23 protein-coding genes are annotated in these 25,404 nt (G+C 65.1%); 6 read left to right on the top strand and 17 right to left on the bottom strand.

Annotated elements, in window-relative coordinates; translation table 11 throughout:
- Positions 1-57: 57 nt before the first annotated feature.
- From RVU70_RS03820 to RVU70_RS03810, 3 genes are all read right to left on the bottom strand, one after another.
- Positions 58-738, bottom strand: a complete 681-nt coding sequence (locus RVU70_RS03820; protein ID WP_363351207.1) for a HEPN domain-containing protein — start codon at positions 736-738, stop codon at positions 58-60.
- Positions 739-778: 40 nt separating this feature from the next.
- Positions 779-1,876 (bottom strand): redox-regulated ATPase YchF, encoded by a 1,098-nt coding sequence (ychF, locus tag RVU70_RS03815; protein ID WP_363349758.1) that lies wholly within the window; start codon positions 1,874-1,876, stop codon positions 779-781.
- 103 nt (positions 1,877-1,979) lie between these two features.
- Positions 1,980-3,737: a di-heme-cytochrome C peroxidase gene (locus RVU70_RS03810; RefSeq protein WP_363349757.1), complete on the bottom strand. Its 1,758-nt coding sequence runs from the start codon at positions 3,735-3,737 to the stop codon at positions 1,980-1,982.
- Between the two features lie 200 nt (positions 3,738-3,937).
- Between RVU70_RS03810 and RVU70_RS03805 the strand changes: the two genes are divergently transcribed.
- Together RVU70_RS03805 and RVU70_RS03800 are read left to right on the top strand one after the other, a co-directional pair.
- Complete coding sequence (locus RVU70_RS03805) at positions 3,938-5,191, top strand: serpin family protein (protein WP_363349756.1); 1,254 nt, start codon at positions 3,938-3,940, stop codon at positions 5,189-5,191.
- A 117-nt stretch (positions 5,192-5,308) separates the two neighbouring features.
- On the top strand, positions 5,309-6,646 hold the full coding sequence (locus RVU70_RS03800; protein ID WP_363349755.1) for a L,D-transpeptidase family protein: 1,338 nt from the start codon (positions 5,309-5,311) through the stop codon (positions 6,644-6,646).
- 3 nt (positions 6,647-6,649) lie between these two features.
- Here RVU70_RS03800 and RVU70_RS03795 read toward each other — a convergent pair whose 3' ends face one another.
- The 8 genes from RVU70_RS03795 to RVU70_RS03760 form a co-directional block, all read right to left on the bottom strand.
- On the bottom strand, positions 6,650-7,426 hold the full coding sequence (locus RVU70_RS03795; RefSeq protein WP_363349754.1) for an ABC transporter permease: 777 nt from the start codon (positions 7,424-7,426) through the stop codon (positions 6,650-6,652).
- Positions 7,423-8,253 carry an ABC transporter ATP-binding protein gene (locus RVU70_RS03790; protein ID WP_405044844.1) on the bottom strand — a complete coding sequence of 277 codons (831 nt, stop codon included), beginning with the start codon at positions 8,251-8,253 and terminating at the stop codon, positions 7,423-7,425. The genes RVU70_RS03795 and RVU70_RS03790 overlap by 4 nt, the downstream gene beginning before the upstream one ends.
- The gene (locus RVU70_RS03785; protein WP_363349753.1) at positions 8,250-9,239 is read right to left on the bottom strand and encodes an ABC transporter substrate-binding protein; all 990 of its coding nucleotides are present in this window, start codon (positions 9,237-9,239) and stop codon (positions 8,250-8,252) included. The genes RVU70_RS03790 and RVU70_RS03785 overlap by 4 nt, the downstream gene beginning before the upstream one ends.
- A gap of 34 nt (positions 9,240-9,273) precedes the next feature.
- Positions 9,274-10,608, bottom strand: coding sequence for a TldD/PmbA family protein (locus RVU70_RS03780; RefSeq protein WP_363349752.1), 1,335 nt, complete (start codon positions 10,606-10,608; stop codon positions 9,274-9,276).
- A gap of 5 nt (positions 10,609-10,613) precedes the next feature.
- Positions 10,614-12,158 (bottom strand): TldD/PmbA family protein, encoded by a 1,545-nt coding sequence (locus RVU70_RS03775; RefSeq protein ID WP_363349751.1) that lies wholly within the window; start codon positions 12,156-12,158, stop codon positions 10,614-10,616.
- A 19-nt stretch (positions 12,159-12,177) separates the two neighbouring features.
- On the bottom strand, positions 12,178-12,912 hold the full coding sequence (locus RVU70_RS03770; protein WP_363349750.1) for an RNA pseudouridine synthase: 735 nt from the start codon (positions 12,910-12,912) through the stop codon (positions 12,178-12,180).
- 24 nt (positions 12,913-12,936) lie between these two features.
- Positions 12,937-13,725: an SGNH/GDSL hydrolase family protein gene (locus tag RVU70_RS03765; RefSeq protein ID WP_363349749.1), complete on the bottom strand. Its 789-nt coding sequence runs from the start codon at positions 13,723-13,725 to the stop codon at positions 12,937-12,939.
- A 123-nt stretch (positions 13,726-13,848) separates the two neighbouring features.
- Complete coding sequence (locus tag RVU70_RS03760) at positions 13,849-14,886, bottom strand: acyltransferase (RefSeq protein ID WP_363349748.1); 1,038 nt, start codon at positions 14,884-14,886, stop codon at positions 13,849-13,851.
- A gap of 316 nt (positions 14,887-15,202) precedes the next feature.
- Between RVU70_RS03760 and RVU70_RS03755 the strand changes: the two genes are divergently transcribed.
- The gene (locus tag RVU70_RS03755; protein ID WP_363349747.1) at positions 15,203-16,003 is read left to right on the top strand and encodes an enoyl-CoA hydratase; all 801 of its coding nucleotides are present in this window, start codon (positions 15,203-15,205) and stop codon (positions 16,001-16,003) included.
- Positions 16,004-16,010: 7 nt separating this feature from the next.
- Here RVU70_RS03755 and cysE read toward each other — a convergent pair whose 3' ends face one another.
- Complete coding sequence (gene cysE / locus RVU70_RS03750) at positions 16,011-16,862, bottom strand: serine O-acetyltransferase (protein WP_363349746.1); 852 nt, start codon at positions 16,860-16,862, stop codon at positions 16,011-16,013.
- 2 nt (positions 16,863-16,864) lie between these two features.
- A complete protein-coding gene (locus RVU70_RS03745) occupies positions 16,865-17,461 on the bottom strand; it encodes a LemA family protein (protein ID WP_363349745.1) in 597 nt (198 codons plus the stop codon).
- Between the two features lie 132 nt (positions 17,462-17,593).
- Here RVU70_RS03745 and RVU70_RS03740 point away from each other — a divergent pair, with 132 nt between their 5' ends.
- A complete protein-coding gene (locus RVU70_RS03740; protein WP_363349744.1) occupies positions 17,594-18,013 on the top strand; it encodes a SufE family protein in 420 nt (139 codons plus the stop codon).
- Between the two features lie 48 nt (positions 18,014-18,061).
- On the opposite strand, the gene RVU70_RS03735 is transcribed toward RVU70_RS03740, so the two are convergent.
- Entirely contained in the window at positions 18,062-18,703 is a 642-nt protein-coding gene (locus RVU70_RS03735) for a DUF6456 domain-containing protein (RefSeq protein ID WP_363349743.1), read from the bottom strand.
- Between the two features lie 208 nt (positions 18,704-18,911).
- Positions 18,912-19,280, bottom strand: a complete 369-nt coding sequence (locus tag RVU70_RS03730; RefSeq protein ID WP_363349742.1) for a chromosomal replication initiator DnaA — start codon at positions 19,278-19,280, stop codon at positions 18,912-18,914.
- Positions 19,281-19,405: 125 nt separating this feature from the next.
- On the opposite strand from RVU70_RS03730, the gene RVU70_RS21595 reads away from it, so the two are divergent.
- Together RVU70_RS21595 and RVU70_RS03720 are read left to right on the top strand one after the other, a co-directional pair.
- Positions 19,406-19,777 carry a DUF6477 family protein gene (locus RVU70_RS21595; RefSeq protein ID WP_405044843.1) on the top strand — a complete coding sequence of 124 codons (372 nt, stop codon included), beginning with the start codon at positions 19,406-19,408 and terminating at the stop codon, positions 19,775-19,777.
- A gap of 65 nt (positions 19,778-19,842) precedes the next feature.
- Entirely contained in the window at positions 19,843-20,649 is an 807-nt protein-coding gene (locus tag RVU70_RS03720; RefSeq protein ID WP_363349741.1) for a hypothetical protein, read from the top strand.
- Positions 20,650-20,688: 39 nt separating this feature from the next.
- Here the strand turns inward: RVU70_RS03720 and yidD are convergent, their stop codons facing one another.
- Both yidD and rpoC read right to left on the bottom strand, forming a co-directional pair.
- Positions 20,689-21,018: a membrane protein insertion efficiency factor YidD gene (gene yidD / locus RVU70_RS03715; RefSeq protein WP_363349740.1), complete on the bottom strand. Its 330-nt coding sequence runs from the start codon at positions 21,016-21,018 to the stop codon at positions 20,689-20,691.
- A 208-nt stretch (positions 21,019-21,226) separates the two neighbouring features.
- A complete protein-coding gene (gene rpoC, locus RVU70_RS03710; protein ID WP_363349739.1) occupies positions 21,227-25,402 on the bottom strand; it encodes a DNA-directed RNA polymerase subunit beta' in 4,176 nt (1,391 codons plus the stop codon).
- Positions 25,403-25,404: the final 2 nt, after the last annotated feature.

Raw genomic sequence — 25,404 nt, 5'->3', positions numbered from 1 at the left:
ATTCCCGATGGTAATCTCTTCCGCGGAGCTGCAGCTGCACGAGAGGCACCAAGCGGTTTAAATTTGTTCCACGGCGAATGCCACTCCATAAGCAATCGCGTGCATAAGCACGGACAACTTCATGATGTCGCTCGCTAACTCGTTGGATGTGGCTTCGTTACCCAAATCCCCATGAGCAACAGCGTGTCGGCGTGTTAAAACAGTATCTATATAATCATGCCACAGCGTCCTGTCAGACCTACCTTTTACTTGCATTGGTGAAATCTTGAAATCCTTGGGAGGAGTATGGTACGGATAATGATAAAATATCATCCTCCAACGGCGGATGTTTCTATTTATTAAAAAGCTTTTGTTTATGCTGTCTTCAAAAACGCCTTCAAAATATCTGCCACTTACACAAGTCAATATGGACGAGATGCCAATTTTATCGAAAACTGCCTCAACCACTGAAGCAGAAGGGTTTTTGTTCGGGTTCTCGTTGTATTGAAAAGCGTCAAGGTCAATCGAAACCGAATTTTTTTCGAAGAATTCGGTAAGCTGTGTAACCCGTTTATCTATGTGTCGCTGCTCGACTCCCTCGAAAAAAAGTATTTTATGACAAAAAGTTCTTTGTAATTTCCTTGGCATATTATGAAAGTTCTTACGAAAAAAATTAAAATCAACGATGACGCTCCTTGAGAAGTCTTTTACAAAGCCCTCCAAGTGAGATGCGATAAGAACACTCGTGGATCTGCAAATTGCATTATAGAGCGCCCTGTTTCCAGAGTTCTCATTTGCTTTAATTATTGAACCTGAAATGCATCACGTCGCCGTCGGCGACGACATATTCCTTGCCTTCCAGCCGTAACCGCCCGGCGTCGCGCGCGCCCGCTTCGCCCTTGTTGGCGACATAATCGTCGAAGGCGATGGTCTCGGCGCGGATGAAACCCTTCTCGAAATCCGTGTGGATCACGCCGGCAGCCGCCGGGGCGCGCGTGCCTTTTTCGATCGTCCAGGCGCGGGCCTCTTTCGGGCCGACCGTGAAATAGGTGATGAGGCGCAGCAGGTCGTAGCCGGCGCGGATGACGCGGTTGAGGCCGGGTTCGCTCAGACCCACGGCGTCGAGAAAGTCGTTCTGCTCCTCGGCGGCCATGACCGCGATTTCGCTCTCGATCTTCGCCGAGACGACGACCGACGCCGCCCCTTCCTCGGCGGCGCGGGCGGCGACCTTGGCGGAATTGCCGTTGCCTGCGGACGCCGACTCCTCCTCGACGTTGCACACGTACAGCACCGGCTTCGACGACAGGAGCCCGAGACCGTTGAACGCCACGCGCTCCTCCTCGGAGACTGTCGCCATGCGGGCCGGCTTGCCCTCGCGCAGCAGCACGAGGCAGCGGTTCATGAGCTCGACAAGCTCCTTGGCCTCCTTGTCGCCGCCCTTGGCCTTCTTTTCGAGCGCCACGACGCGCTTTTCCAGGCTTTCGAGATCGGCGAGCATGAGCTCGGTCTCGATCGTCTCGATGTCGCGGATCGGATCGACGCCGCCTTCGACATGGGTCACGTCGCCGTCCTCGAAACAGCGCACGACATGGGCGATGGCGTCGCATTCGCGGATATTGGCCAGGAACTGATTGCCGAGGCCTTCGCCCTTCGAGGCGCCGCGCACGAGGCCGGCGATGTCGACGAAGGTCAGCTGCGTCGGGATGATTTGCTTAGACCCTGCGATCTGGGCGAGCGTCTCGAGGCGCGGATCGGGCACCGCCACCGCCCCGACGTTGGGCTCGATGGTGCAAAAGGGGTAGTTCGCGGCCTGCGCCGCCGCCGTCTGCGTGAGCGCGTTGAAGAGGGTCGATTTGCCGACGTTCGGCAGACCGACGATGCCGCATTTGAAGCCCATATCCGTCCCGCTTGATTGGAGTTGTCCGCTTGGCGCGGGGTATGCGGGGCGGCGCGGCAAAAGGCAAGGGGGCGCGCCGGCGCCCCCTCATTTTCGACGCGCGTCAGAGGCTCTTCAAATATTCCAGAAGGGCCTTTTTCTCATCCGGAGCGAGCTTCACGCCGAACTCATGGCCGCAGCGGCTGTTGCCCGAGCCCCGTTTCGCGCAGTCGTCCGCCGTATAGGTCGAATTCAGGCCCGGCTGCTCTTTCGCGAGGCCGACATTTTCGATGTCATAGGCCCGGCCGACCTTGAACGAAGCGGGACGCTCCGAGGCCGGCTTGAGAAGGTCGGCGAGCGTCGGCACCGAACCATTGTGGAGATAAGGCGCAACGGCCCAGATCCCTTTCATCACACGGGACTCATAGGCGATCGGCGGGGCCTCGCCGGGCTTCTTGTACAAATCCCCCAGCGCCTTTCGCAGCTTTTCGAGCAGCGCGGCCCGCAACGCCGCCGGCGTCGCCGGCTTGATCGGCAGACATTCCTCGACGATCGGGCGGAACACGTCGAGACCGAAATGCAGCGGCGCCTCGAGGATCGAACCGATGACCGAAAGGCCGAGAATGGTGATGATCTTGTCTTTGGGCTTCAGCGGCTTGTCGATGCCCGGAACGAAGGCGATCGACGCGCCTTCGAGCACGCCGGTCTCGGCTTCGCGGCCGAGCACCGTATATTCCTTCGAGTCGGTGCCGACATCCTGGATGGGCGTGCGCCAGGTGTCGGGGTTGCAGACCCGCGCCGCGCCGGTCTTGATCTCGTGACAGCCCTTGGCGCAGCCGCCGTCTTTGGGGTCGCGATGGAAAATCTCGTCGCCTTTGGCGACGAGCGCGGCGTCGAGCGCCCAGGGCCATTTTGGCGGCTCGATCTGTTTCAGAAGAATTTCGAGCCTCTGCAGCCCGGCGTAGTTCAACGAGGAATCGTTGAGGTAATTGATGACGTTCGGAAGGATGGACTTCGTCGGCCGATAGACGCCGAAGACGCCGTAGACCTCGCCCACGTTACGCGCGAGGCCGAGAATGTCGTCGCCGTTGCGCGCGAAGCCCGGCCATTGCGTGATGTCCTGAACCGGGGCCTTCCAGACGAACGGATAACGCACGGGCGCATCCGCGGGGGCGATGTTGTCTCTGTTGATGCGGGTCGGCGGCTCGCCGATATCGAGCCCGGCGACGCGGTTGAAGATCATCGAAACCGCATCGGCGCGGCCGACGCCCCAGCCGGGCGCCGGCAGGGCCTTGCTCATCAGCGCGTGATAGGGCGCAAACCACGCCTGCACGTCATCGCGCAGTTCTCTGCGCGCCTCCTCGCTTTGCGCGCCGACGGCTTTGCCGAAGTCGTCGAACGCCGTCGCGTCTTTCAAAACGTGATCCACCGCCCAATCGATGTCGGCGAGGAGCGATTGAAAATCGGTGAGCGCCGGGCCGCCGTCGACTCGCCAGGAGACGCCGTCGACATCGATCTGCCGCACATGGCACGCCGAGCAGGTCATGCTGAGCGTGCGCACATTGTTTTCCGAAGCTGTGAGGAAGCCCACGGGGAGGCCCGGCGTCGGACTGTCGGGATTGGGCAAATAGCCATAACGGGCGAGGCCGTCGTCGAGAAAGCCCGAGCCATCGGCGCGTTTGAGCGCCTTGAACCAGGCGAAGGGGATGATCCGCGCGCCCTGGTCGCGGGTGTAAAAATCGTTCCGGCTTTCAGGGGTCCATTGTGCGCCCTGGCTTGCAAATTTCACTTCCGCTATCGAAGGGGTTGCGACGACGAGCGCGAGCAGCGAAACGGCGCCAAAACAAGCAAGCGATAAAGGTCTCGAGCTTTTCCTCAACATGGCTTTCTCCAATAATATTCGTAATATTTCAGGCAAATAGCAGAGTACAGCTGGGCCGACAACAGAGTCGGCGGCGTTATCGGCGCGCTTTCCCCAAGGCGCTTCGCGTCGACCGCGTCGACGCCCTGCGCCGGCTTTGCAAAAAAGCCAACTTGGCCAAGGAGTATAGCAGCGGAAACTGATATTTTGAGGAGGCATTTATGAGAAGAGCGCTGCCGGTCTTTATCTTCTTCGCACTGATCGCCGGCGTCGGTCTGGGGATTCATGCGTGGGCCGGCGGAGCGGCGGAGCACCTCATCGCGAACCCCATCGATCCGGCCAAAGCCGCCGCACTGTCCGTGGCCCTCGCCGTCCCTCAGGCTCGGGTCGCCGTCGAGTTGATCGGGCGACTTGCGGATAACGACAAGAAAAACGTCGTCGTCTCGCCGGCGAGCGTCGCCTCGGCCCTGGCGGTCGTGGCCGAGGGAGCTGATTCCAGGTTGAAGACGGCGATTCTCGCCTCGCTCGGCCTGTCTGCCGACGCGCCCGAAAAAGCGCTTGCCGCCCTGCACGAGGCCCGCGCGAGCCTCGCCGTCGACAACGGCGAGCTTTTCGCCTTCGCGGATCGGCTTCTGCTCGCGTCCGGCCTTACGCCGGCGCCGGAACTCGCCGCCCGTCTCGAGGCGCTGGGCGCCAAGCCCGCCAATGTGGATTTCTCGAACCCGGCCGCGATCGAGGAGATCGACGGCTGGATCAACGAGACGACCAGGGGGGCGATCCCTTATCTGCTTCGAAGGCAGCCGCTCCACAAAGTCGTCTTCGTCGCCCTCAACGCGCTCTATTACAAAGGCAAATGGCGCAGGGCCTTCGATGCGGCGCTCACACGGCCAGCGTCCTTTACAGGCGCCGACGGCGAAGCCAGCAAGGTCGACATGATGCAGCTCAAGGCGCCGCAGGCCTATCGCGCAGAGGGGAGCTTCGTCGGCGTCGATCTGCCGTTTCGGGACCGTTTCTCGCTCGTCGTCGTCACGACGGCCGACAAGCCCGCGAAGGCGGCGGAGTTTTCGACGGTCGCCAAGTGGCTGACGGGCGCGGGCTACGAGACTCGCGCAGTCGACCTGAGGCTGCCGCGCTTCAAGCTCGACGGCGGGCCCGTAGAGCTGCTGCCGGCGCTGGATGCGATGGGAGTGGGCGAAGCGCGGCGCGATCCGGAAGCGTTGCGGGCCTTCGGCGCAAACGCCGCGCTCGACATGGTCTTGCAGCGCGCGGTCGTCGAGGTGGACGAGGAAGGGGCGACAGCCGCCGCCGTGACCGCAGCCGTCGCGGCACGCGGAATTCCCCGTGAAGCGCCAAAAATTACGCCGATGACCGTCGACAAGCCTTTTGTCTTCGCCCTTCGCGACGGCAATACGGGCCTGATCTTGGTCGCAGGCTATGTCGCGCGATTGCCTGTCAATGCCACGCGGGGCATTTGAATCGCGCGCAAGCGGCGTGACACGCAGGGGCGCGCTTGGAAAGCTGTTGACCCCGCAGGATCGACGCCTGAAAAGCTCTTGTCGACGATCGTTAGCGAGAGGACGAATCGGCCCACCATGACGCGCGCGAAAATTAGCAGTTTTTGCCTCGCCGCTCTGCTCGCCGCGCCGGCCTGCGGCGCCGCATGGGCGCAATCCCCGGCTGCCGCTCCGGCGCCAGCGCCCGCGACCGCTGCGCCCGTCCCTGCGCCTGCGGCGCCGGCTCCCGCTCCCGCCGCGCCAGGCACGCCCCAGGCCGCCGTCTCCGGGGCTGAGGCGGGCGCGCCGAAGCCGAAGCCAAAGCCGAAACCGCCGGCGCCCCCGCGCGAAACGGCGCTTTCCGACGACCCGACGCCCGTTCTCCAGCCTGAAACCTTCTTCACGACCTCAAAGGCGTCCCAGCGCTACGCGCAGATCGTCGATCTCGGCGGCTGGCCGAGCGTCGGCGTTCCGCTGCGCGCCGGCGCCAAGGGACCGGCGGTCGTGGCGCTGCGCCGCCGCCTCGCCGCTGAGGATGACGCGGTGACGGACACGCGCAAACAAAGCTGGGACGCGGAGCTCACGGCCGCCGTCAAGCGCTTCCAGTTTCGCATGGGGCTGAAGCAGACGGGCGTCGTCGCCGGCGCCACGCTGCGCGCCCTCGACGTGCCGGCGGACGTGCGCTTCCGGCAGCTCGCGTCGAGCGCGCAGCGACTCGCCGGCGTCGATTTCCCCTTCGGCGAGCGCTACATTGTCGTGAACATTCCCTCGACGGCGGTCGACGCCGTAGAGAACGACCGCGTGGTGCGCCGCTATGCGGCGATCGTCGGCGATCCCGAGCATCACTCGCCGGAGGTGCAGGCGAAGATCGTCGCGGTGAACATCAATCCCACCTGGACCGTGCCGACCTCGATCATCAAGAACGAGATCGCGCCGAAAATGCTCAAGGACCCCGGCTATCTCACGCGCTCGCGCATCAGGGTGCTCAACAATCGCGGCGAGGAGGTTGATCCGCGCTCGATCAACTGGGCGAGCGAGCGGGCGGTGAATTACACGCTGCGGCAGGATTCGGGGACCGGCAATTCGCTTGGTTCGATCCGCATCGCAATGCCCAATCCGCACTCCGTTTATATGCACGACACGCCGTCGCGGAACCTGTTCGCCAGCGACTACCGCTTTCTCTCGCACGGCTGCGTGCGGGTGCAGGGCGTCGTCGATCTCGCCGCCTGGCTGCTCGACGGCGCCAATGGCCCTGCGCTGAGCAAGCTGGAAATAGAGGCCAAAATCGCCATCGGCGAGCGCGAAGAGGTCAAGCTCGCGCGACCGGTCCCGGTGGTGTGGGTTTACATGACCGGCTGGGCGTCCGCCGACGGCCGGGTGCATTTCCGCGACGACGTTTACCATCTCGACGAGGCAGGCGGCGTCGCGGAGCAGTGAGGCTCAGCCCCCCCTCTCTACAGCGCTCTCGTGCCAGCCGCGCAGCAGATAGTAAGACAGGGCCGAGAGCGCGCCATAGATGGCGAGGCCGGTCGCCGAGATCAGCGCCAGCGCCGCGAACATGCGCGCGATATCGAGACGAAATCCGGCTTCCACGATGCGATAGGCGAGCCCCTCTCCCTGACCCGAGGCGCCCGCCGACAATTCGGCGACAATGGCGCCGACGAGCGCGAGCCCGCCGCCGATGCGCAGTCCCGTCAGAAACTGCGGCAGCGCCGAGGGCAGCCGCAGATGCACGAGCCTTTGCCAGGCGGAGGCGTGGTAGAGATCGAAAAGGTCGCTGAGCGCGTGGTCGACCGAGGCGAGGCCGAGGGCCGTATTGGAAAGAATGGGAAAGAACGCCACCAGAAAGGCGCAGACCAGCACGGCGCTGTCGGGCTTCAGATAGACGAGCAGCAGCGGCGCGATGGCGATAATGGGCGTTACCTGCAGAATGACCGCGAAGGGCAGAAGCGCCCGCTCCAGCCATTTCGACTGCGCCAGAAGCAGCGCCAGCGCGACGCCGCAAGTGGTGGCGATGGCGAGCGCTTTCAGCGTCACGCCGAGCGTGACGGCGAGAGACGACAACAGCAGGGCGCGATCTTCGATCAGCTTGGAGAAAATCGCGGAAGGCGCGGGCAGCACATAGGGCGGAATGTTCTTCGCCGCGACGATCCACTCCCAAAGTCCGAGGAAGGCCAGAAAGACCGCAAGCGGAATGACGGCGTCGCGCAGCTTCACCGCGTCTCTCCCATGGCGTCGTGCAGGGCGCGCGAGGCGCGGCGGGCCGTCGTGGAGAAAGTCTCGCTCATGCGATAGTCGTCATTGCGCGCAATCGACGGATCGACCTCGATCTCCGCGACGATCGCGCCGCGCGGGCGCGACATGACCACCATGCGCGTCGAAACGAACGCGCTCTCGAAGATCGAATGGGTGACGAAGACAATTGTCGCGCCGAGCCGTTCCTTCAGCGTGACGAGCCCCTCGTTGAGCTTGCAGCGCGTCACTTCATCGAGCGCGGCGAAGGGTTCGTCCATCAAGACGAGCGATGGCCGCGTGATGAAGGCGCGGGCGATGGCGCAGCGCATTTTCATGCCGCCTGAAAGCTCGCGCGGCAGGGCTTTGGCGAAATCCGCGAGGTCGACTCGCTCGAGCGCCTCCATCACCAGCCCTCGCGCCTCGGCCCGACTCCCGCCGGCAAGGCGCAACGGCAGGAAGACATTGTCGAAGACGCTGGCCCAGGGGAGCAGCGTCGGGTCCTGGAAGACGAAGCCGATGTTGTCTCGCGCCGCCTCATCCGCCCAGGCGATGGCGCCGGCGGTGGGCTCTGTCAGTCCCGCGATCAGCCGCAGCACGGTCGATTTGCCGCAGCCGGAGGGGCCGAGCAGCGTCAGCGTCTCGCCCTGCCGGACCTCGAGGTTCAGGCCCGCGAGCGCCGTGACGCCATTGGGAAACGTCTTGCCGATGTCTGTAAGCGAAAGGAGCGGCGGCGAGACCGCGTCATCGCGCCGCGCCGCCGGCCAGCTCGATGGCTTTGCTTTGCTGGCGATGACGGAAGCGTCTGTCAACGCTTGGCCTCCATGCCGACCTTCTTGCCGATGAAGCGCAGCGTGTAGCCCTTCTTGTAATCGAGGTCGGCGGGAACGACGCCGGCCTTGGCCATTTTTTCGAAGAAGCTTTTCATGCGCGCATGCGTCATGGCGCCGACGCCAAGCGTTTGCGCGTCGCCCGAATCGACGACGCCACGCTCCTTCATCTTTTGAAGCGAGAAAGCAATCTGGCCGTCCGTCATCTCCGGATTGTCGCGTTTGATCGCCGCATTGGCCGAGGCGTTATCGCCATTAAGATAATTTTGCCAGCCGATGATCGAGGCGTCGACGAAGCGCTGCACGAGGTCGGGCTTCTTCTCGATCGTGTCGGCGCGCGTTTCGATCGTGGTCGAATAGCCGTCGTAGCCAACGTCCGCGAGCAGAAAGACATTCGGCCGGAAGCCGCCCTGCGTTTCGATGGCGTAAGGCTCCGAGGTGAGCAACCCCTGCTGAATCGACTTCTTGTCGGCGATGAACGGCGCGGAATTGAAGCCGTAGGGCTTCACCTTCTCGTCGCGAAAGCCATAGGCGTCCTTGAGCCATTGCCAGACCGAGGCGCGCATGTCGCCTGCGATGAAGGCCGTCGCTTTGGGAAGGTCTTCGAAGCGATCGAGGCCCTGGCCGGGATGCGACATGAAGATCACCGGATCGATCTGAAACATGCTGGCGACCGTGACGAGCGGCACGTTCTGCTGCACGGATTCGAACATCTGGATCGTATTGGCGCCCATGGCGAAGTCGACGCGTCCCGCCGCGAGCAGCAGCCGCGCGTTGATCTGCGGGCCGCCCTGCTGGATCGTCACGTCGAGGCCGTAGCGTGCGTACGTGCCGTCGGCGAGCGCCTGATAGAAGCCGCCATGCTCCGACTGCGCGCGCCAATTGGTGGCGAAGGTCACCTTGTCGAGGGCAGCCGCCGGGAGCGTGGACAGCAGGGCGAAAAAAGCGGCGAGAAGACGAAGAAACATAAAGCCGAGCGCTCCGTGGTCTCGCGGGGATAAATCACACGCCGCTGGATTTCGAGGAGAAATGAAACTTCTCGACGAGCATCGGCGGGGCCGCCGCCGCGCCGCCGCCGCCGGCCGCGCGCCATGTCCGCTCTGCCGGACCGAGCGCGACGATGTTGGCGAAGAGTTCGCCGAGCCGCTGATTGAAGCGCATATTGCGAACGGGCGCCGTCACGCGGCCGTTTTCGATGAGGAAATTGCCGTCGCGGGTGAGGCCGGTGAGCAGCAGGCTCTTGGGCTCCACCATATTCTCGTACCAGATACGCGTGATCAGCACGCCCCGTTTGACCGAGCGAATCATGTCGTCGAGCGAGGCGTCGCCGCCCGCCATGATGAAATTGCGCGCGAAAGGAATGGCTTCCGCGTCCGTCTTCTGCGCCCAGGCGCGCGAGCGATAGAGCGAAGAGACGACGCCCTTGTCGATGAAGGCGCGGGCGCGGTGCGGCACGCCTTCCCAGCCAACGCCCGCTTCCGGCGCCAGCGGGTCGGCTGGGTCGATGCGGATCGTCAGTTTCTCGTCGAAAAGTTTCTCGCCGATCAATGCGCCGCCGCCCGGGCGCGCATAGAAACTGCGGCCTTCGTCCGCGGCCCGCGCGTCCATGGCGCTCAAGGTCCAGAAGGCGAGTTCCGCCACCGCGACCGGTTCGAGGATGACCGTGTAATCGCCGGGCTCGAGATCAACGGGCTCGGTGTCATGCGCCGCCTTTTCGCAAGCCCGCCGCGCAATGCTTTCAGAATCGAGGCGCGCCGAAAAAAACTCATGTGCGCCCGCCCAGCCCGACCATCTGTCGGATTTGTTGCGCGCGGTGGCGGAAAGGTCGATTTCGCTGCGGCGTTCATAAGCGAAGAGTCCCGCGCTCGTCGCCAGCGTCTCGAACCGCCGCGCGCTGGAGGCGCAGCCGAAGGTGTCGACGCCGACGCGCGCGCCTTCGTCGATCACCCGCGCCGCCTGCGCGGCGAGCGTATCGAGCCGCAGCGCGCTGGCGTTGTCGTCATAGCGCGCCGAGCTTTCGTATTCCTGCGGGCCGAGCGGCGCGACATAGTCGGGATCGACCGGCAACATGCGCGCGATCTCCTCCGAGCGCGCGCGAGCCGCCTCGAGCGCCTCATCGTCGAGTCGCGTCGTCGTGACCGAGCCGACGCGCCCGCCGATATGGGAGGAAATGCGCAGGCTCGTCTCCGAGGTCGCGAGATTGGTGGTGGCGCCGCCGCGCGCGAAGCGCAGGCTGAAATCCTCGCCCCCGTCGATCCGCACCACGCAGGCGTCCGCGTTCGAGCGTGCGATGATGCGCTCAGTGATTGTCCTTGCGTCGTCGGAGGAGAGAAACATGCGCTTTATGCGTCGCCGCTCGTGTTCAGCACGCGCACCTGGCGGAAGCGCGCGGGCGGGCTGCCGTGGGAAACGGGCGCGACCTGCACCGGCTCCGCCTTGCCGCAGGTGAAGGTGCCGTCGAGATGATAGGTCGAGGCGTCTCCGAGCCCGTCCAGCGAATTCCAAAACGGTATCGTTCGGCCCTGATAGGCTCCGTCGCGCAAGAGCTCGCCGAGCTTGCCGTTCTTGATTTCGTAGAAGAGCTGCCCGCCGAATTGAAAATTGTCGCGCTGCTGGTCGATACTCCAGCTTCCCGCGCCGACGACATAGACGCCGTTCTCGATCCCGCCGACGAGATCGTCCAGCGTGCATTTCTCGGGGTTGGGCGCGAGTGAAATATTCGGCATGCGCTGAATCGGAAAAGCCGTGGGGCTGTCCGCATAGGCGCAGCCGTTGGAGGCGGACAGGCCGATGTAATGCGCCTGCCCGAGCGCCATCTGGAAGTTTTTCAAAACGCCCTTCTCGACGATCTTGAATTCGGCCGCTTCAGCGGGCGCGCCGTCGTCGTCGAAGCCGATGGTCGAGAGCGCGCCGGGCTGCGAGCGGTCGGCGACGATCGTCATGAGCTCCGAGCCGAAGCGCAGCGCGCCCCGCATCTGCGGCTTCACGAAACTCGTGCCGGCGAAATTCGCTTCCCATCCGAGCACGCGGTCGAGTTCGGTTGAATGGCCGACAGTCTCGTGAATGGTGAGCCAGAGATTGGTCGGATCGATGATGATGTCGTAATCGCCGGTCGTGACCGGCTTGGCCGCGAGCTTGGCCCGCGCCTGCGCCCCGGCCTCGGCGGCTTCCGTCAGGAGGCCCGCGCAGGTGACATACTCCCAGCCCGCGCCGCGCGCTGGGATCAGACTGTCGCGGGAGGCCATGCGTCCCGCGGCGCGGTCGACCGCCGTGGCGGTGAAGGTCGGATGCACCCGCGTCCGGGTCTGGCGGATGCGCGCGCCGAAACTATTGGCGAAGAGCCGCTCCTCGCGCGCGATCGACAGCGCGGCCCAGCAGAAATCGGCGCCGGCGTCGCGCGCGGCGGCGCAAACGGCAAGCAGAAGATCCGATTTCTCGCGCGACGAAATGGCGAAAGGATCGACCCCCATAGGCATGATCCATTCCGCCTCATGGGCCGGAAGCTGCTCGAGCGCGATCGGCGCGCCTTGAATGGGACGGACCGCGCGGGCGTTCTCGAGCGCGCGCTCGACGCCTGTGCGAATGGTCGCCTCGTCCAGCCGCTTCGCGCCGTAAAAGCCCCATGAGCCGTCGAGCAGGACGCGCAGGCCGAACCCGCGCGTGGACCGCTCGTCGAAATGCTCGAGCCGGTCGTCCTTGGCCTGCGCATATTCACGCAAGGTTTCGCCGAGGCGAATGTCCGCATAGCTCGCGCCGCCGCGTTTCGCGCCATCGAGCGCGAGATCGGCAAGTCTGTCGAGCAGCGCGCGGTCGAGGGCGAAGCGGCTCCCGCTCGTCGCATCGGCCCGCTCCGGGGCGTCCCTGAGGGGCGCAGCTGTTCGCGCCACTGAAGCTTCTCCTTCGGATTCAGTCGACTAATTTGAGCGCTTCGCTGGCGTTTGGCAATTCCCGTAATGCGTCGGCAGCCGCGCGCCAGCCGCACGCGGCCAGGGCTTCGCGCATATGTTCGGGGGCCGGCGCCGTAACGCTCACGGGCGGCTTGCTGTCCTGCATCGGGATCGTGATCGCCCGCGCATGCAGATGCAGCGGCGGCGCGCCCTCGCGGCGGCCATGGCCATAGACCGGGTCGCCGAGGATCGGCCACCCCATGGCCTGCGCATGCACCCTGATCTGATGGGTGCGGCCGGTGTGCGGGGTGAATTCGACGAAGGCGCGGGCGCCGTCGGCCGAGCGGCCGAGCACGCGCCAGCCGGTGCGCGACGGCAGGCCAAGCGGGTCCGGACGCATCCACCAGCCGCGCGCCGCGTCGAGACGGCCCAGCGCCAAGTCGATCTCGCCGGCGTCGCCTTCCGGGGCGCCCTCGACCACGGCCCAATAGGTCTTGCCGACGCGCCCGGTCTTGAACAGCTTCCCCAGCCGATCGAGCGCCTTGCGATGGCGGCCCAGGACGAGGCAGCCCGAGGTGTCCTTGTCGAGCCGATGGGCGAGGGCGGGGGCGCGCGGCAGGCCGAAGCGCAACTGGTCGAAGGCGTCCTCGAGGCTCGGGCCGCCCTTGGGGCCGCGATGCACGGGAACGCCCGCCGGCTTGTCGATGACGAGCATCAGCCCGTCGCGGTGCAGAAGGCGGGAAAGGAGATCCATAAACCGGGTTCTAGCAGGGGGCGGCTATCTCCGCTCGGCCACGCGGCTCGGGAGCGTCATCGCTTCGCCGATGAACCTACCATATTTGTGGAGATATTCATCCGTCAGATGCACGCCGTCGAGCTTGTAATATTCCTCATGGCCCTCGAATCTGTCGACGAAATTGTCGAATTCGAGCACATGCAGGTCGGGATGGTCGCGCCACAGCGCGACGCGGTAAAGCTCGTTCACCTGGAAATCGCAACTGTCGTAGAAACAGCGCAGCACATTGCGCTTCATCCGGCTGAAAAGATTGGGCGGCTTGAACCAGCGCTCGTTCACGCGCGGGATGGAGATCACCTCCACATCGTCGGCGTCGGCAAAATACTCGGTGAGTTTCTTGGTGAACTCGACGTAATTCGCGGCGCCGACGTGCTGAATGACGTCATTGACGCCCGTCATCAAGATCACCTTGTTCGGCGGATTGGAGTCGTAAAGCGAATAAAGCCGGTATTTGGGGAATTTTTCGCGAAGCTCCGAATAGAGAAGGCGCGAATTTCGCCCGTTGAAGCCGATGCTGCAGGCCTGCACGCCGCGTCCGCCGAGCCGTTTCGACACCACCTTGGGCAGTTCCGGAAAAACCTTGCCGTCGGAGGCCCAGGACTCGCCGACGACGAGCACGGTATAATTATTGGGTCCGTCGTTGACGAGCGAGCAGGCGACGACCGGCTCGTCCGTGCGCTTCAGGGTGAGGAGCGTCAGGCCGGTTGTGACGGCGAGGACGAAAAAGCCGCGCCGCAGGCCTGGCAGAAGGATCTCAAGCCCTTGTTTCAACAAAGCGGACGCCCCTTGGACTCATCGGGGCTCGAAACCACGACGCGCCTCAAGCTATCAGCTTTACAGGGCTGCCGCCACTTACGCTTTTTGCTCTAAGTCCACAGACTTAGCCGCCGCGTGTCAGGCGAGGGCGGGTTGCAGCGCCGCGCCGCCGGGCTCCGCAGTCGCCGTCACGCGCCGGCGGGCGACCCAGCCAGCCCGCAACCTTCCGATCGGCCGGTCGAACAGCAGCCAGATTAGCCAGGAGGCGACGAGGATGACGATGACCGCCTCCGAGCACAGGACGAAGCGATCGGCATAGGAGCCTTCGCCCGTGCCGATGGCGCCGATCACCGACCAGTGCAGCAAATAGAAGATGTAGGAAAGGTCGCCGAACATCCGGTCGGTCGAGCCGCTCTTCTGCTTCGTCGTATAGATCGCCCAGGGCGTCATCATCACGGCGATCAGGAGATTGGCCTTGCTGCTGAAGGCGAGGAGCTGGGTCTGCGTCGGATCGGCCGCGACGCTCTTGAAGAAGATCGCCGCATAGACGGCGAGCAGCGCGAAGGTCGCGCCGAGCGAGGCATAGGCCAAACGGCGGCTCGGCTTGAGGTCGTGGGTCGCGGCGGCGACGCCGATGCCGAAGAAATACAGGAAGGGCAGCACCGTCGCCGAGCCGCCGAACTTCGGCGCCAGAAGCGACAGCAGGACGCAGCCGAGCAAAACGAAGATGTTTCTCGACACCAGGAAAACGACGACCGGCGCGACGAGGTAGAACTGCATCTCCATGTCGAGCGACCAGCCCGGCACATTCGCCTGATAAGAAAGCGAATTATAGCCAAGGATCATGACGTTCGAGAAAAGCTGGCGCATCAGGCCGCCGGCCTCCGCCGGCGCGACGCCCCGCCACCACAGAAGCGCCCAGGCGATCGCGGAGCACAGCATGAAGACCGGCGCGACGCGCCAGAAGCGCGAGACGAGGAAGGTGAAATAGGACAGGCTGGTCTTGGAATAGGTCTTCGTCCACATCGTGGCGACCCAATAGCCGCTGAGGACGAAAAAGATCAGCACGGCGGACATGCCGAGATTGAACTTCGTCGTGTGGTGCACGAAGACCGCAAAGGCCAGCGCCATTCTCAGCGCGCCGGGCGACGCAAATTTGTCCGATCCAACCGCCATGACTGCTCCAGGGCCGCCGCATGAAAATCTGACAAATTGCTTTACTCCCTCCCGGCGCGATCGAGCTGTGGCAAGAGGTCGCGAAGGGGCGCGGCGAGGTGTGGCGTGGCGTCGCAGGCGAGCAGAGGCTTGCAGCGGTTGCGCGCCCCCGACGCGCCCACCTACGCCACGAGGCGCCACAAAGGCTGCAAGACATGGGTCCGCACCGCGGGGACTCCCGCCGGCAAGCGGGGGCGTGACGCTGAGCGGGCGGGGCGCGCTCAGGCGAGGCGTTAAACCTCTGTCGAAGATCAGGCGCGGTTGCTACATCTCGTTCATGCCGATCGATTCCCCCACCCCCAAGCTCCGCGTTGAGCTCCGTCAAGGCGTGGCGCGCCTCCTCATCGACAATGGAGCGAAGCGCAACGCCTTCGATCTCGAGATGTGGCGGGCGCTGCCGCCGCTCGTCGCCGCAATCGACGCCGAGCCCTCGGCGCGAGTCGTTTTGGTGTGCGGCGCCCAAGGCCTGCCCTTCTGCTCGGGGGCCGATATTTCGGAATTCTCCACCGTGCGCGCGACAAGCGCCGGCGGGCGGGCCTATGAGCAGGCCAATGTCGAGGCCTTCGACGCCATTTCGTCTTGCTCCAAGCCGACCCTCGCGGCCATATCCGGCTTCTGCATGGGCGGCGGCATGGGGATCGCCGCCGCCTGCGACCTGCGCGTCGCGCAGGAAGGCGCGGCCTTCGCCATTCCGGCCGGACGATTGGGCGTCGGCTATCCGCCCTCGGCCATGCGCTATGTGGTGGCGGCGGTGGGCGCGCAGCGCGCCTTCGAGATGTTCTTCACCGCCCGACGCTTCACCGCGAAGGAGGCGCTCGCTGCGGGGTTCCTGGCGCGGGTTTTCGAATCGGAGAGCTACGAGGGGGCGGTGGACGATCTCTCACAGACGATCGCCGCCAATGCGCCGCTGACGCTTGCCGCGGCCAAGGCCGCCATCCGCGCCGCCGCCGGACTTCCCAATGCGCCGAGCCTCGCAGACTGCGAGGCCCTCGCGGCGCGCTGTTTCGACAGCGCCGATTACATGGAGGGGCGCGCGGCCTTTCTCGAAAAACGCGCGCCGAAGTTCACGGGAAGGTGAGGTGAGCTCAGATCACGTAATCGAACGAGTCGTACGCGAGCCCGCGCAAGAGCTGGTCCATGTCGCGGGCGGGCTCGGCCGCCGCCTCGACGCCAACGACCTTCGCCGGCACGCCCGCGACCACGGAGTTGGGCGGAACCGGGTGCAGCACGACGGACCCCGCCGCGATTCGCGCGCGCTGGCCGATCTCGATATTGCCGAGGATCTTCGAGTCGGCGCCGATCATCACGCCGCGCCGGATCTTCGGATGGCGGTCGCCCGCGACCTTTCCGGTGCCGCCCAACGTCACGCCGTGCAGGATCGAGACGTCGTCCTCGACGACCGCCGTCTCTCCCACGACGAACCCCGTCGCGTGGTCGAGGAAAATCCCCTTGCCGAACCGCGCCGCCGGATGAATGTCGGCGGCGAGCGCGTCCGAGGCGCGGCTCTGGATGTAGAAGGCGAAGTCGCGTTTTCCCGCGCGCCACAGCGCATGGGCGAGGCGCGACGCCTGGATAGCGTGATAGCCCTTGAAATAAAGCAGCGGCTCGATGAGGCGCCGGCAGGCGGGGTCGCGTTCGACATAGGCCGCCGCGTCGGCGCGGAACGCGTCGCCGATCGTGGGCTCGCTGTCGAGCGCGGCGAGAAAGGCGTCGGCGATTGTCGCGGCGTCCATCGCCGAGGCGCCGAGCCGGCCGCTCACGCGATGGATCACCGCCTCTTCGAGGCTATGCCGGTTCAAAAGCTCGCCCATGAACAGGGGCGCGAGGGCGGGGTCGAGCCGCAGCGCGTCCTCCGCCTCCTGCCGCATATGCGCCCACATGGCGTCACGCTCCGCGCAAAGCGCGCCGAGTTCTTGCGGCGGGCGCTCGCTGGCCATTTCTAGAACTTCACCTGCGGCGCCTGCTGCGCCGACTCGCTCGCCGAAAATTCCGCCATCGGTTTGGCGTCCGCAAAGAAAGTCTTCGCCCACAGCAGGGTGGGAAAGGTTCGCAGCGACAAATTATATTCGCGGACGGCCTCGATATAGTCCCGCCGCGCGACATTGATGCGGTTCTCCGTGCCTTCGAGCTGGGATTGCAGCGCCAGGAAGTTCTGGTTCGATTTGAGGTCGGGATAGGCTTCGCTCACCGCGAGCAGCCGGCCGAGCGCGCCGGTGAGCTGCGCCTGCGCGTCCTGGAACTGCTTCATCTTCTCCGGATCGGTGATGCTCGAGGCGTCGACCTTCACGGCGGTCGCCTTGGCGCGCGCTTCGACGACGGATGTCAGCACGTCCTTTTCCTGTTTGGCGTAACCTTGCACCGTCGCCACGAGATTGGGAATAAGATCGGCGCGGCGCTGGTACTGGGATTGCACGGAGGCCCATTTGGCCTTGGCGTTTTCCTCGAGCGTCGGGATTGTGTTGTAGCCGCAGCCCGACAGCGACAGGGCGGCGACAATCGCGACGGCGAGGATGCGCCAGCGGGGCATGAGGCTCATATTCATCTCCATGAAATCGGGACCAGGGCGCGCCCCGGCAAGTTTAGGATAGTCACAAACTTAAGGCCTCGCTCTTCGCATGGAAAGGGCGCGCGCCTGGTCTAGAATGAGCAGGGAAACAGAGGAAGGCGCATGGTCATCGACGACATCATCGGCAATTTCGAGCTCTTGGAGGAGTGGGAGGATCGCTACCGCTATCTGATCGAGCTGGGCCGCACGCTCGAGCCGCTGCCGAAGGAATCCTACGCAGACGAGAACAAGGTGCGCGGCTGCGCCAGTCAGGTCTGGCTCGAGACGACGCGCGGGCGGGACGCCGACGGCGCGCCGACGCTCACTTTCCGCGGCGACAGCGACGCGCATATCGTGCGCGGCCTCGTCGCGCTTGTGCTGGCGCTTTATTCCGGCCGCCGCGCGCAGGAGATCGTGGAGACGGACGCGAGCCCGCTCTTCAAGCAGCTCGGGCTCGCCGAACATCTCACGCCGCAGCGCGCCAATGGCCTGCGCGCCATGGTCGAGCGCATCAAGAAGGAAGCGCGCGACGCCCTGGCGTAAAGCGGCCGTTTGCGCCTCGACGGACGGGGCCGCTTCGCACGCTGACGTTTACAGGCTGGGCCGATAATCCTCCGCGCCCCAGTGCACGAGGCTTTTCGCCCGCGCGGGGCCGGTGGCGGCGGCGCCGATCCCATAATGGCGCGCGAGCCGCGCGAGGGCGATCTTCAGCACCACCTTGCCGGAGCGCGCCGGCCATCCGCGTTCGCTTTCGACCGTCTCCAACCCCTTGAGATAGCCGCACATGTCGGTGAGCAGCCCGGCGAGATCGGGCCCGACGGCGTCATAGGCGCGCGCCAGACGTTTGCGGGCGTCCAAGGCGATCTCCGTGACCACGACGCCGGCGTCCGCTCCCCGCCGCGCGCCGGCGCCGGACGACTCCCAATTGGCGGTGACGCGCTGGAGGATTTGCGCCTGCTCGATATCGCGGCGGAAGCGCTCGCCGGCCTCGATCTGCGCGGGATCGAGGAAGGGCCGCCCATCCGCCCCCTTTCGCCGGGCGAGCAGGCGAGAGGGCTCTCGGCTTCGTTCACCAGCGTCGGCCCCGCGCCTTTTTCCGCCGGACGCCGCGCGTAATCGCCGTGCTGGGCGCGGAACGGATCGAGTTCGGGATCGTCGGCAGCCCGCCGCCGCAGGTAGGCGCGGCCGGCGTCGGTCAGATAGAGGCGACGCGCCGTTCCTTCGCGGACCCATTGCGCGAGCCCCTCCGCCACCGCCGCCTCGCCCGCCTCGGCGGCGATCCGGGCGCGGGCAACGGTGACGCCCTTGCGGGGGGCGAGCACGACGAGCGTGTTCGCGTCGAAATCGCTCGGGGCCGCGCAGGCGCCGGCCTCGCCGAGCGCCCGCGCCAGCCGTTCGAGCGCCCGCGCGGCCGTTTCTTCCCTCGGTCGGCTTGCCTTGCTCATCGCCCGTCTCCTTCCCCCGCGATCAGCCCGAAGACCATGTCGCGCTGGGCGGCGACCGCCCGTTCGAGCCTCGCGGCGCAGCGGTCGAAGGCGGGATTGCTGCGCAGGTCCTCGATGCGGGCGCAGGCGTAGCGCATGGAGGCGCGGTCGCGCGCGAAATCGCGGGCGCAGGCCGAAAGGCTGGCGCCGAGCGCGACGTGATGGAGATAGACCGCGAGATGCCGCGCGCGCGTCACCCTGGCGCGGGTCCGCCAGCGATCAGCGAGGGCGGCCACGGGCACCCCGGTCGCCGCAGCGGCGGCCGCCGCGCTCAGCCCCATGATCGGCGGGGGCGGAAAAACAGTCCTGTCGAGAAAGGCATGCATCGTCTCGGTCTCCCTCTGCGAGATCAATGTAAAGCTTAAGATGGAAAAAAATCCTATTCAAGGGAAAAAATTCTTTCCCCAGGGCGCCGATCTCGGTCGATCCTTCGCGCCTGGAGGATCGAGACATGACCAGAACCCAAAGCGCCCTTGGCTCCCTTGGCGCAAAGAGACAGGTTTTCGAGAGGCTGGAGGCGGCGGCGCGGCCCGCTGTCGACGCGGCGCTCGACGCAAGTCTCGCCGCCTATAACCGCGCCCATGCGCTGTCGCGCTTTCACCGCCTCTCGCAGGAGATCATTGCGAGCGAAACGCCCCAGGCCGCACGGCGAGTGGTTCGGGAGATCGAACGCGCCTTGCGCGCCGAGCGGGCGCGCCGCGGCCATTGGACTTATGACCTCAACCGGCATATCGCGCTCCTTGTCGCGCATCGCGCCGAAAGCGCCCGCCTCGCGCGGCTACGCGGCGCCGCGATCAGAAGCGGCGGGGCCGAAAAAGCGTAGAGTCGCTTTTCAGGCCCGCCGCCTTTGCATAAATTCAACCTCCGCTCCGCTCGCAGGCTCGCTGAATGCTCTTTGTGGAAAGAATTCTGGCGCTCGCCGCCGCCGCCGTCGTCGCAATCTGTCTCGGCGTCGGCATGATGATCCTGGCGTTCAGCCCGGCGCGGCCGGGCGGGGCCTTCAGCGCGTTGAGCGGCCCGATCGACCTCGCCACGGCGCGGCAGATCGTCGAGACCGAGATCGCGCAGGCGCCGGAATATGCGCGCTTCTTCGCGCGGCTGCGCGAAACCTTCACCGGCGATTACGAAAAGACGCTGCAGGAGTTCGCCGAGCGGCTCTCGCAGACGAAGACCGAGCAGAGCGTCGATTACTATCTCTCCGAGGCGGTGCGGCGGCTGCGCCAGTCGCGCGGCAGCCTCGCCGCCAAGGCCGATCCCGAGGCGATGTCGCGCGTCTTCGCCGAGCAGCTCGCGGTGTTGCAGGCCGTGGCGCGGGAAGACAAGAAATTATGCGTCGGCTTTCTCTATGGCGCGACCAATCAGGACTTCCAGCGCTTCGCCGCGGCGCGGCGTCCGCTCGTCGCCCAGATGGCGACCGCCAGCCTCGAGGCGATGGTGAGCGGCAAGACCAAAAACCTCGCCCGCAGCCAGCCGACCGAGGCGGATTTCAAGACGCTCGAGACGGCGCTCGCCGCGCGCGGCCTCGACAAGGCGGAAATCGATGCGCTGCTCGACGGCAAAATGCCCGACCCGCCGCTCGACGACGCCAGGATGTGCGCCGCGGGACAAACCTATCTCGAAGTGCTGCGCACCTTGCCCGAGGCGTCGCGCACGCGGATTTACGGTCTGGCGCTGGAGCTGATGGCGAAGTCGTAACGGCTCAGGCCGGTCGCCCAGGGAGCCCCCAAAGCAAAGCTACTCGTCGACCTCCTCACAGCGAAACGGTCCCCGCCACCGCGCATAGCGCCAGGGGGTGAACGCGCTGGCGCCTGCGGGCAGGCGCTCCGGAACGGGGTCGAATCCCTCGCCGCCGCCCGGCCGGCATCGGCAAATGCGCGCAAAGCCCATCCAGCCTCCCGCCCACAGGCCATGTTTTGCAATGGCCTCCTCCGCATATTCCGAGCACGTCGGCGCATAGCGGCAACTCCGCCCGGCGAAGGCGGAGAAAGTCACGCGATAGACGAGGATCAGCGCGCGCGCGGCGCCAGCGGGGAGGCTCTCCAGGAGGGAAAGGAGGGAAGACACGAACGCCATCTCTTCGTTTTCAACCAGTATCGCCGCCTCGCGCGCCTGTGACGCCCGCGCCTGTCGCGGTTGTCCACGCGGCTCCGCTCTGGCGCGAGCTGCCGGATGCGCGCCGGCGGGACAAGCCGCGGCCATGACGGACCGCACAAGCGGATAACCCAAAGAAGAAAGGCCGCCCTCGCGGGCGGCCTTCTTTTTCACCAGGCTCTTACTCCGCCGGCGGCAGCGCCGGGGCCGGCTCGGCCGCCTCGGCGCGCTGCTCGATGATCAGGTCGTCGCGGCCCGATGCGATGCCGCGGAACTTGGCCATCGCTGCGCCCGTGCCGGCCGGGATGAGACGGCCGACGATGACGTTCTCCTTGAGGCCGACCAGCGGGTCGATCTTGCCGTTGACGGCGGCCTCGGTGAGGACGCGCGTCGTCTCCTGGAAGGAGGCGGCGGAGAAGAAGGAGCGCGTCTGCAGCGACGCCTTGGTGATGCCGAGCAGCACCGGCGTCCCGCTCGCGGGCTTGCCGCCGTTCTCGATCGCCCTGGCGTTCGCCTCGTCGAGCTCGACGTGATCCACCTGCTCGCCTTCGAGGAAGCCGGTGTCGCCCGGATCGGTGATGTCGATCTTCTGAAGCATCTGACGCACGATCACTTCGATGTGCTTGTCGTTGATGTTCACGCCCTGCAGACGATAGACCTCCTGGATCTCGTTGACGAGGTAGGCCGCAAGCTCCTCCACGCCCTTGATCGCCAGGATGTCGTGCGGCGCCGGATTGCCGTCGACGATGTAATCGCCCTTTTCGACGACGTCGCCATCCTGAAGGTGAATGTGCTTGCCCTTCGGGATCAGATATTCGACCGGCTCCGCGCCCTCTTCCGACGGCACGATGCTGAGACGCTGCTTGTTCTTGTAGTCGCGGCCGAACTGAACGGTGCCCGAGATCTCCGCGATGATCGCGTGATCCTTCGGCCGGCGCGCCTCGAAGAGCTCCGCGACGCGCGGAAGACCGCCGGTGATGTCGCGGGTCTTGGCGCTTTCGACCGAGATACGCGCGACAATGTCGCCGGCCTTCACCGTGCCGCCGGGCTCGACCGCGATGATCGAGTCGACAGGCAGCAGATAGCGGGCGTCGCCGCCGCGCTGCAGCTTGGCGATCTTGCCGTCCGCGCTCTTGATGACGATCGCGGGCTTGAGGCTCGCCGAGCGCAGATTGAGGCGCCAGTCCATGACCATGCGCTTGGCGATGCCGGTCGATTCGTCGACCGTCTCCGACATCGACTGGCCTTCGACGAGGTCCTCGAAGCCGATGACGCCGTCCACCTCGCTGATGATGGGACGCGTATAGGGGTCCCACTCGGCGATGCGCTGGCCGCGCTTGACCTTGTCGCCTTCGTCGACCTTCAGCTTGGCGCCGTATTGGATACGGTTCACCGCGCGCTCGGCGCCGTCCGGCCCGAGGATCACGATGGCGACGTTGCGCGCCATGACGATGAGGTCGCCGTCCGAGTTGCGGGCGACATGGCGGTTGCGCACATGCACCGTGCCCTCGAAATTCGACTCGATGAAGGACTGGTCCGCGAGCTGCGCCGCGCCGCCGATGTGGAAGGTGCGCATGGTGAGCTGCGTGCCCGGCTCGCCAATCGACTGCGCCGCGATGACGCCCACGGCCTCGCCCATATTGACGGGCGTGCCGCGCGCGAGGTCGCGGCCATAGCATTTGGCGCAGACACCGTTCTTGGCCTCGCAGGTCAAGACCGAGCGGATCTTCACCTCCTGAATGCCGGCGGCGTTGATCGGCTCGATATGCCACTCCTGGATCATCTCGCCCGCGGGGACGATGACCCTGCCGTCCGGCGCCTTGAGATCCTCCGCCGCCGTGCGGCCGAGGATACGCGTCGCCAGCGACGCGACGACCTGGCCGGCGTCGATGATGGCGCGCATGCGGATGCCGTTCTGCGACCCACAGTCCGTGGACGAGATGATCGAATCCTGCGCGACGTCGACGAGACGACGGGTGAGATAGCCCGAGTTCGCGGTCTTCAACGCCGTATCCGCGAGGCCCTTGCGGGCGCCGTGGGTGGAGTTGAAGTATTCGAGAACCGTCAGCCCTTCCTTGAAGTTCGAGATGATCGGGCTCTCGATGATCTCGCCCGACGGCTTCGCCATCAGGCCGCGCATGGCGGCGAGCTGCTTCATCTGCTGCGGCGAACCGCGCGCGCCGGAGTGCGACATCATGTAGATCGAATTGATCGGCACGTCGCGGCCGTGCTCGTCCTTACGCACCGCGGAGATGCGCTGCATCATCTCCTCGGCGAGCTTGTCCGTGCACTTCATCCAGGCGTCGACGACCTTGTTGTATTTCTCACCCTGGGTGATGAGGCCGTCGTTGTACTGCTGCTCATATTCTTTCGCGGCGGCGCGCGTCTCGGAGACGATCTTCTCCTTCGTCTCCGGCACGACCATGTCGTCCTTTCCGAAGGAGATGCCGGCCTTGAAGGCTTCGCGGAAGCCGAGCGCCATGATGCGGTCGCAGAAAATGACCGTCTCCTTCTGACCGCAGTTGCGGTAGACGGTGTCGATCATGTTCGAGATCTCTTTCTTGGTCATCAGCTTGTTGACGACGTCGAAGGGGATCTTCGTGTGCTTGGGCAGAAGCTGGGCGAGCATCATGCGGCCCGGCGTGGTGTCGTAGATTTTCGCCACGCGCTTGCCCGCCGCGTCATAGGTCCAGCCGCGGCCCTTGATCTTCGTGTGCAGCGTGATGGCCTTGGCGGCGAGCGCGTGCTCGATCTCGCCCTGATTGGCGAAGCACATGCCCTGGCCCGGCTCGCCGTCGCGCTCCAGCGTCAGATAATAGAGGCCCAGAACAATGTCCTGCGACGGCACGATGATGGGCTGACCATTCGCCGGGTGCAGGATGTTGTTCGTCGACATCATCAGCACGCGCGCTTCCAACTGCGCTTCGAGCGACAGCGGCACGTGCACGGCCATCTGGTCGCCGTCGAAGTCGGCGTTGAAGGCCGCGCAGACGAGCGGATGCAGCTGGATCGCCTTGCCCTCGATCAGCACCGGCTCGAAGGCCTGAATGCCGAGACGATGCAGCGTCGGCGCGCGGTTCAGGAGAACCGGATGCTCGCGAATGACCTCGTCGAGGATGTCCCAGACTTCGGGCTTCTCTTTCTCCACGAGCTTCTTGGCCTGCTTCACGGTCGCCGAATAGCCCTTGGCGTCGAGACGCGAATAGATGAAGGGCTTGAACAGCTCCAGCGCCATCTTCTTTGGCAGGCCGCATTGATGCAGTTTGAGCTCCGGACCGACGACGATCACCGAGCGGCCCGAATAGTCGACGCGCTTGCCGAGCAGATTCTGGCGGAAGCGGCCCTGCTTGCCCTTCAGCATGTCGGCGAGCGACTTCAGCGGGCGCTTGTTGGCGCCCGTGATGACGCGGCCGCGGCGGCCGTTGTCGAACAGCGCGTCGACGGCCTCCTGCAGCATGCGCTTTTCGTTGCGGATGATGATGTCCGGCGCGCGCAGCTCGATCAAGCGCTTCAGGCGGTTGTTGCGGTTGATGACGCGGCGGTAGAGATCATTCAAGTCCGACGTCGCGAAGCGCCCGCCGTCGAGCGGGACGAGCGGACGCAGATCCGGCGGGATGACCGGGATTTCCTTCAGGATCATCCACTCCGGCCGATTGCCCGACTGGATGAAGGCCTCGATGATCTTCAAGCGCTTGGCGAGCTTCTTGGGCTTGAGCTCGGTCTTCGCCTCGGCGATCTCCTGACGCAGGGACGCGGCGATGCCCTCGAGGTCCATCGACTCGAGCAGCCGGCGGATCGCCTCGGCGCCGATCATGGCGGTGAACGTGTCCTGGCCGAACTCGTCCTGCGCGGTGAGATATTCCTCTTCCGAGAGGAGCTGGCGCTCCTTGAGCGGGGTGAGGCCCGGATCAATGACGATATAGGACTCGAAGTAGAGGATGCGCTCGAGATCCTTCAGCGTCATATCGAGCAGAAGGCCGATGCGCGAGGGCAGCGACTTCAGGAACCAGATATGCGCGACGGGCGCGGCGAGCGAGATATGGCCCATCCGGTCGCGCCGCACGCGCGCGAGCGTGACTTCGACGCCGCACTTCTCGCAGATGACGCCCTTGTATTTCATGCGCTTGTACTTGCCGCACAAGCACTCGTAGTCCTTGATCGGCCCGAAGATGCGCGCGCAGAACAGACCGTCGCGTTCGGGCTTGAACGTGCGGTAGTTGATCGTCTCGGGCTTCTTGATCTCGCCGAACGACCAGGAGAGGATTTTCTCCGGGCTGGCGATCGAAATCCTGATCTGGTCGAAGGCCTGCGTCGCCACGACCGGATTGAAGAGATTCATGACCTCTTGCTGATTCATGG

Origin of the sequence: Methylocystis echinoides, assembly GCF_040687965.1 — a bacterium.
GTDB lineage: Bacteria > Pseudomonadota > Alphaproteobacteria > Rhizobiales > Beijerinckiaceae > Methylocystis > Methylocystis echinoides_A.
Note: the sequence above shows the minus strand (reverse complement) of the source record. Positions and strands in the feature narration are given on the sequence as shown.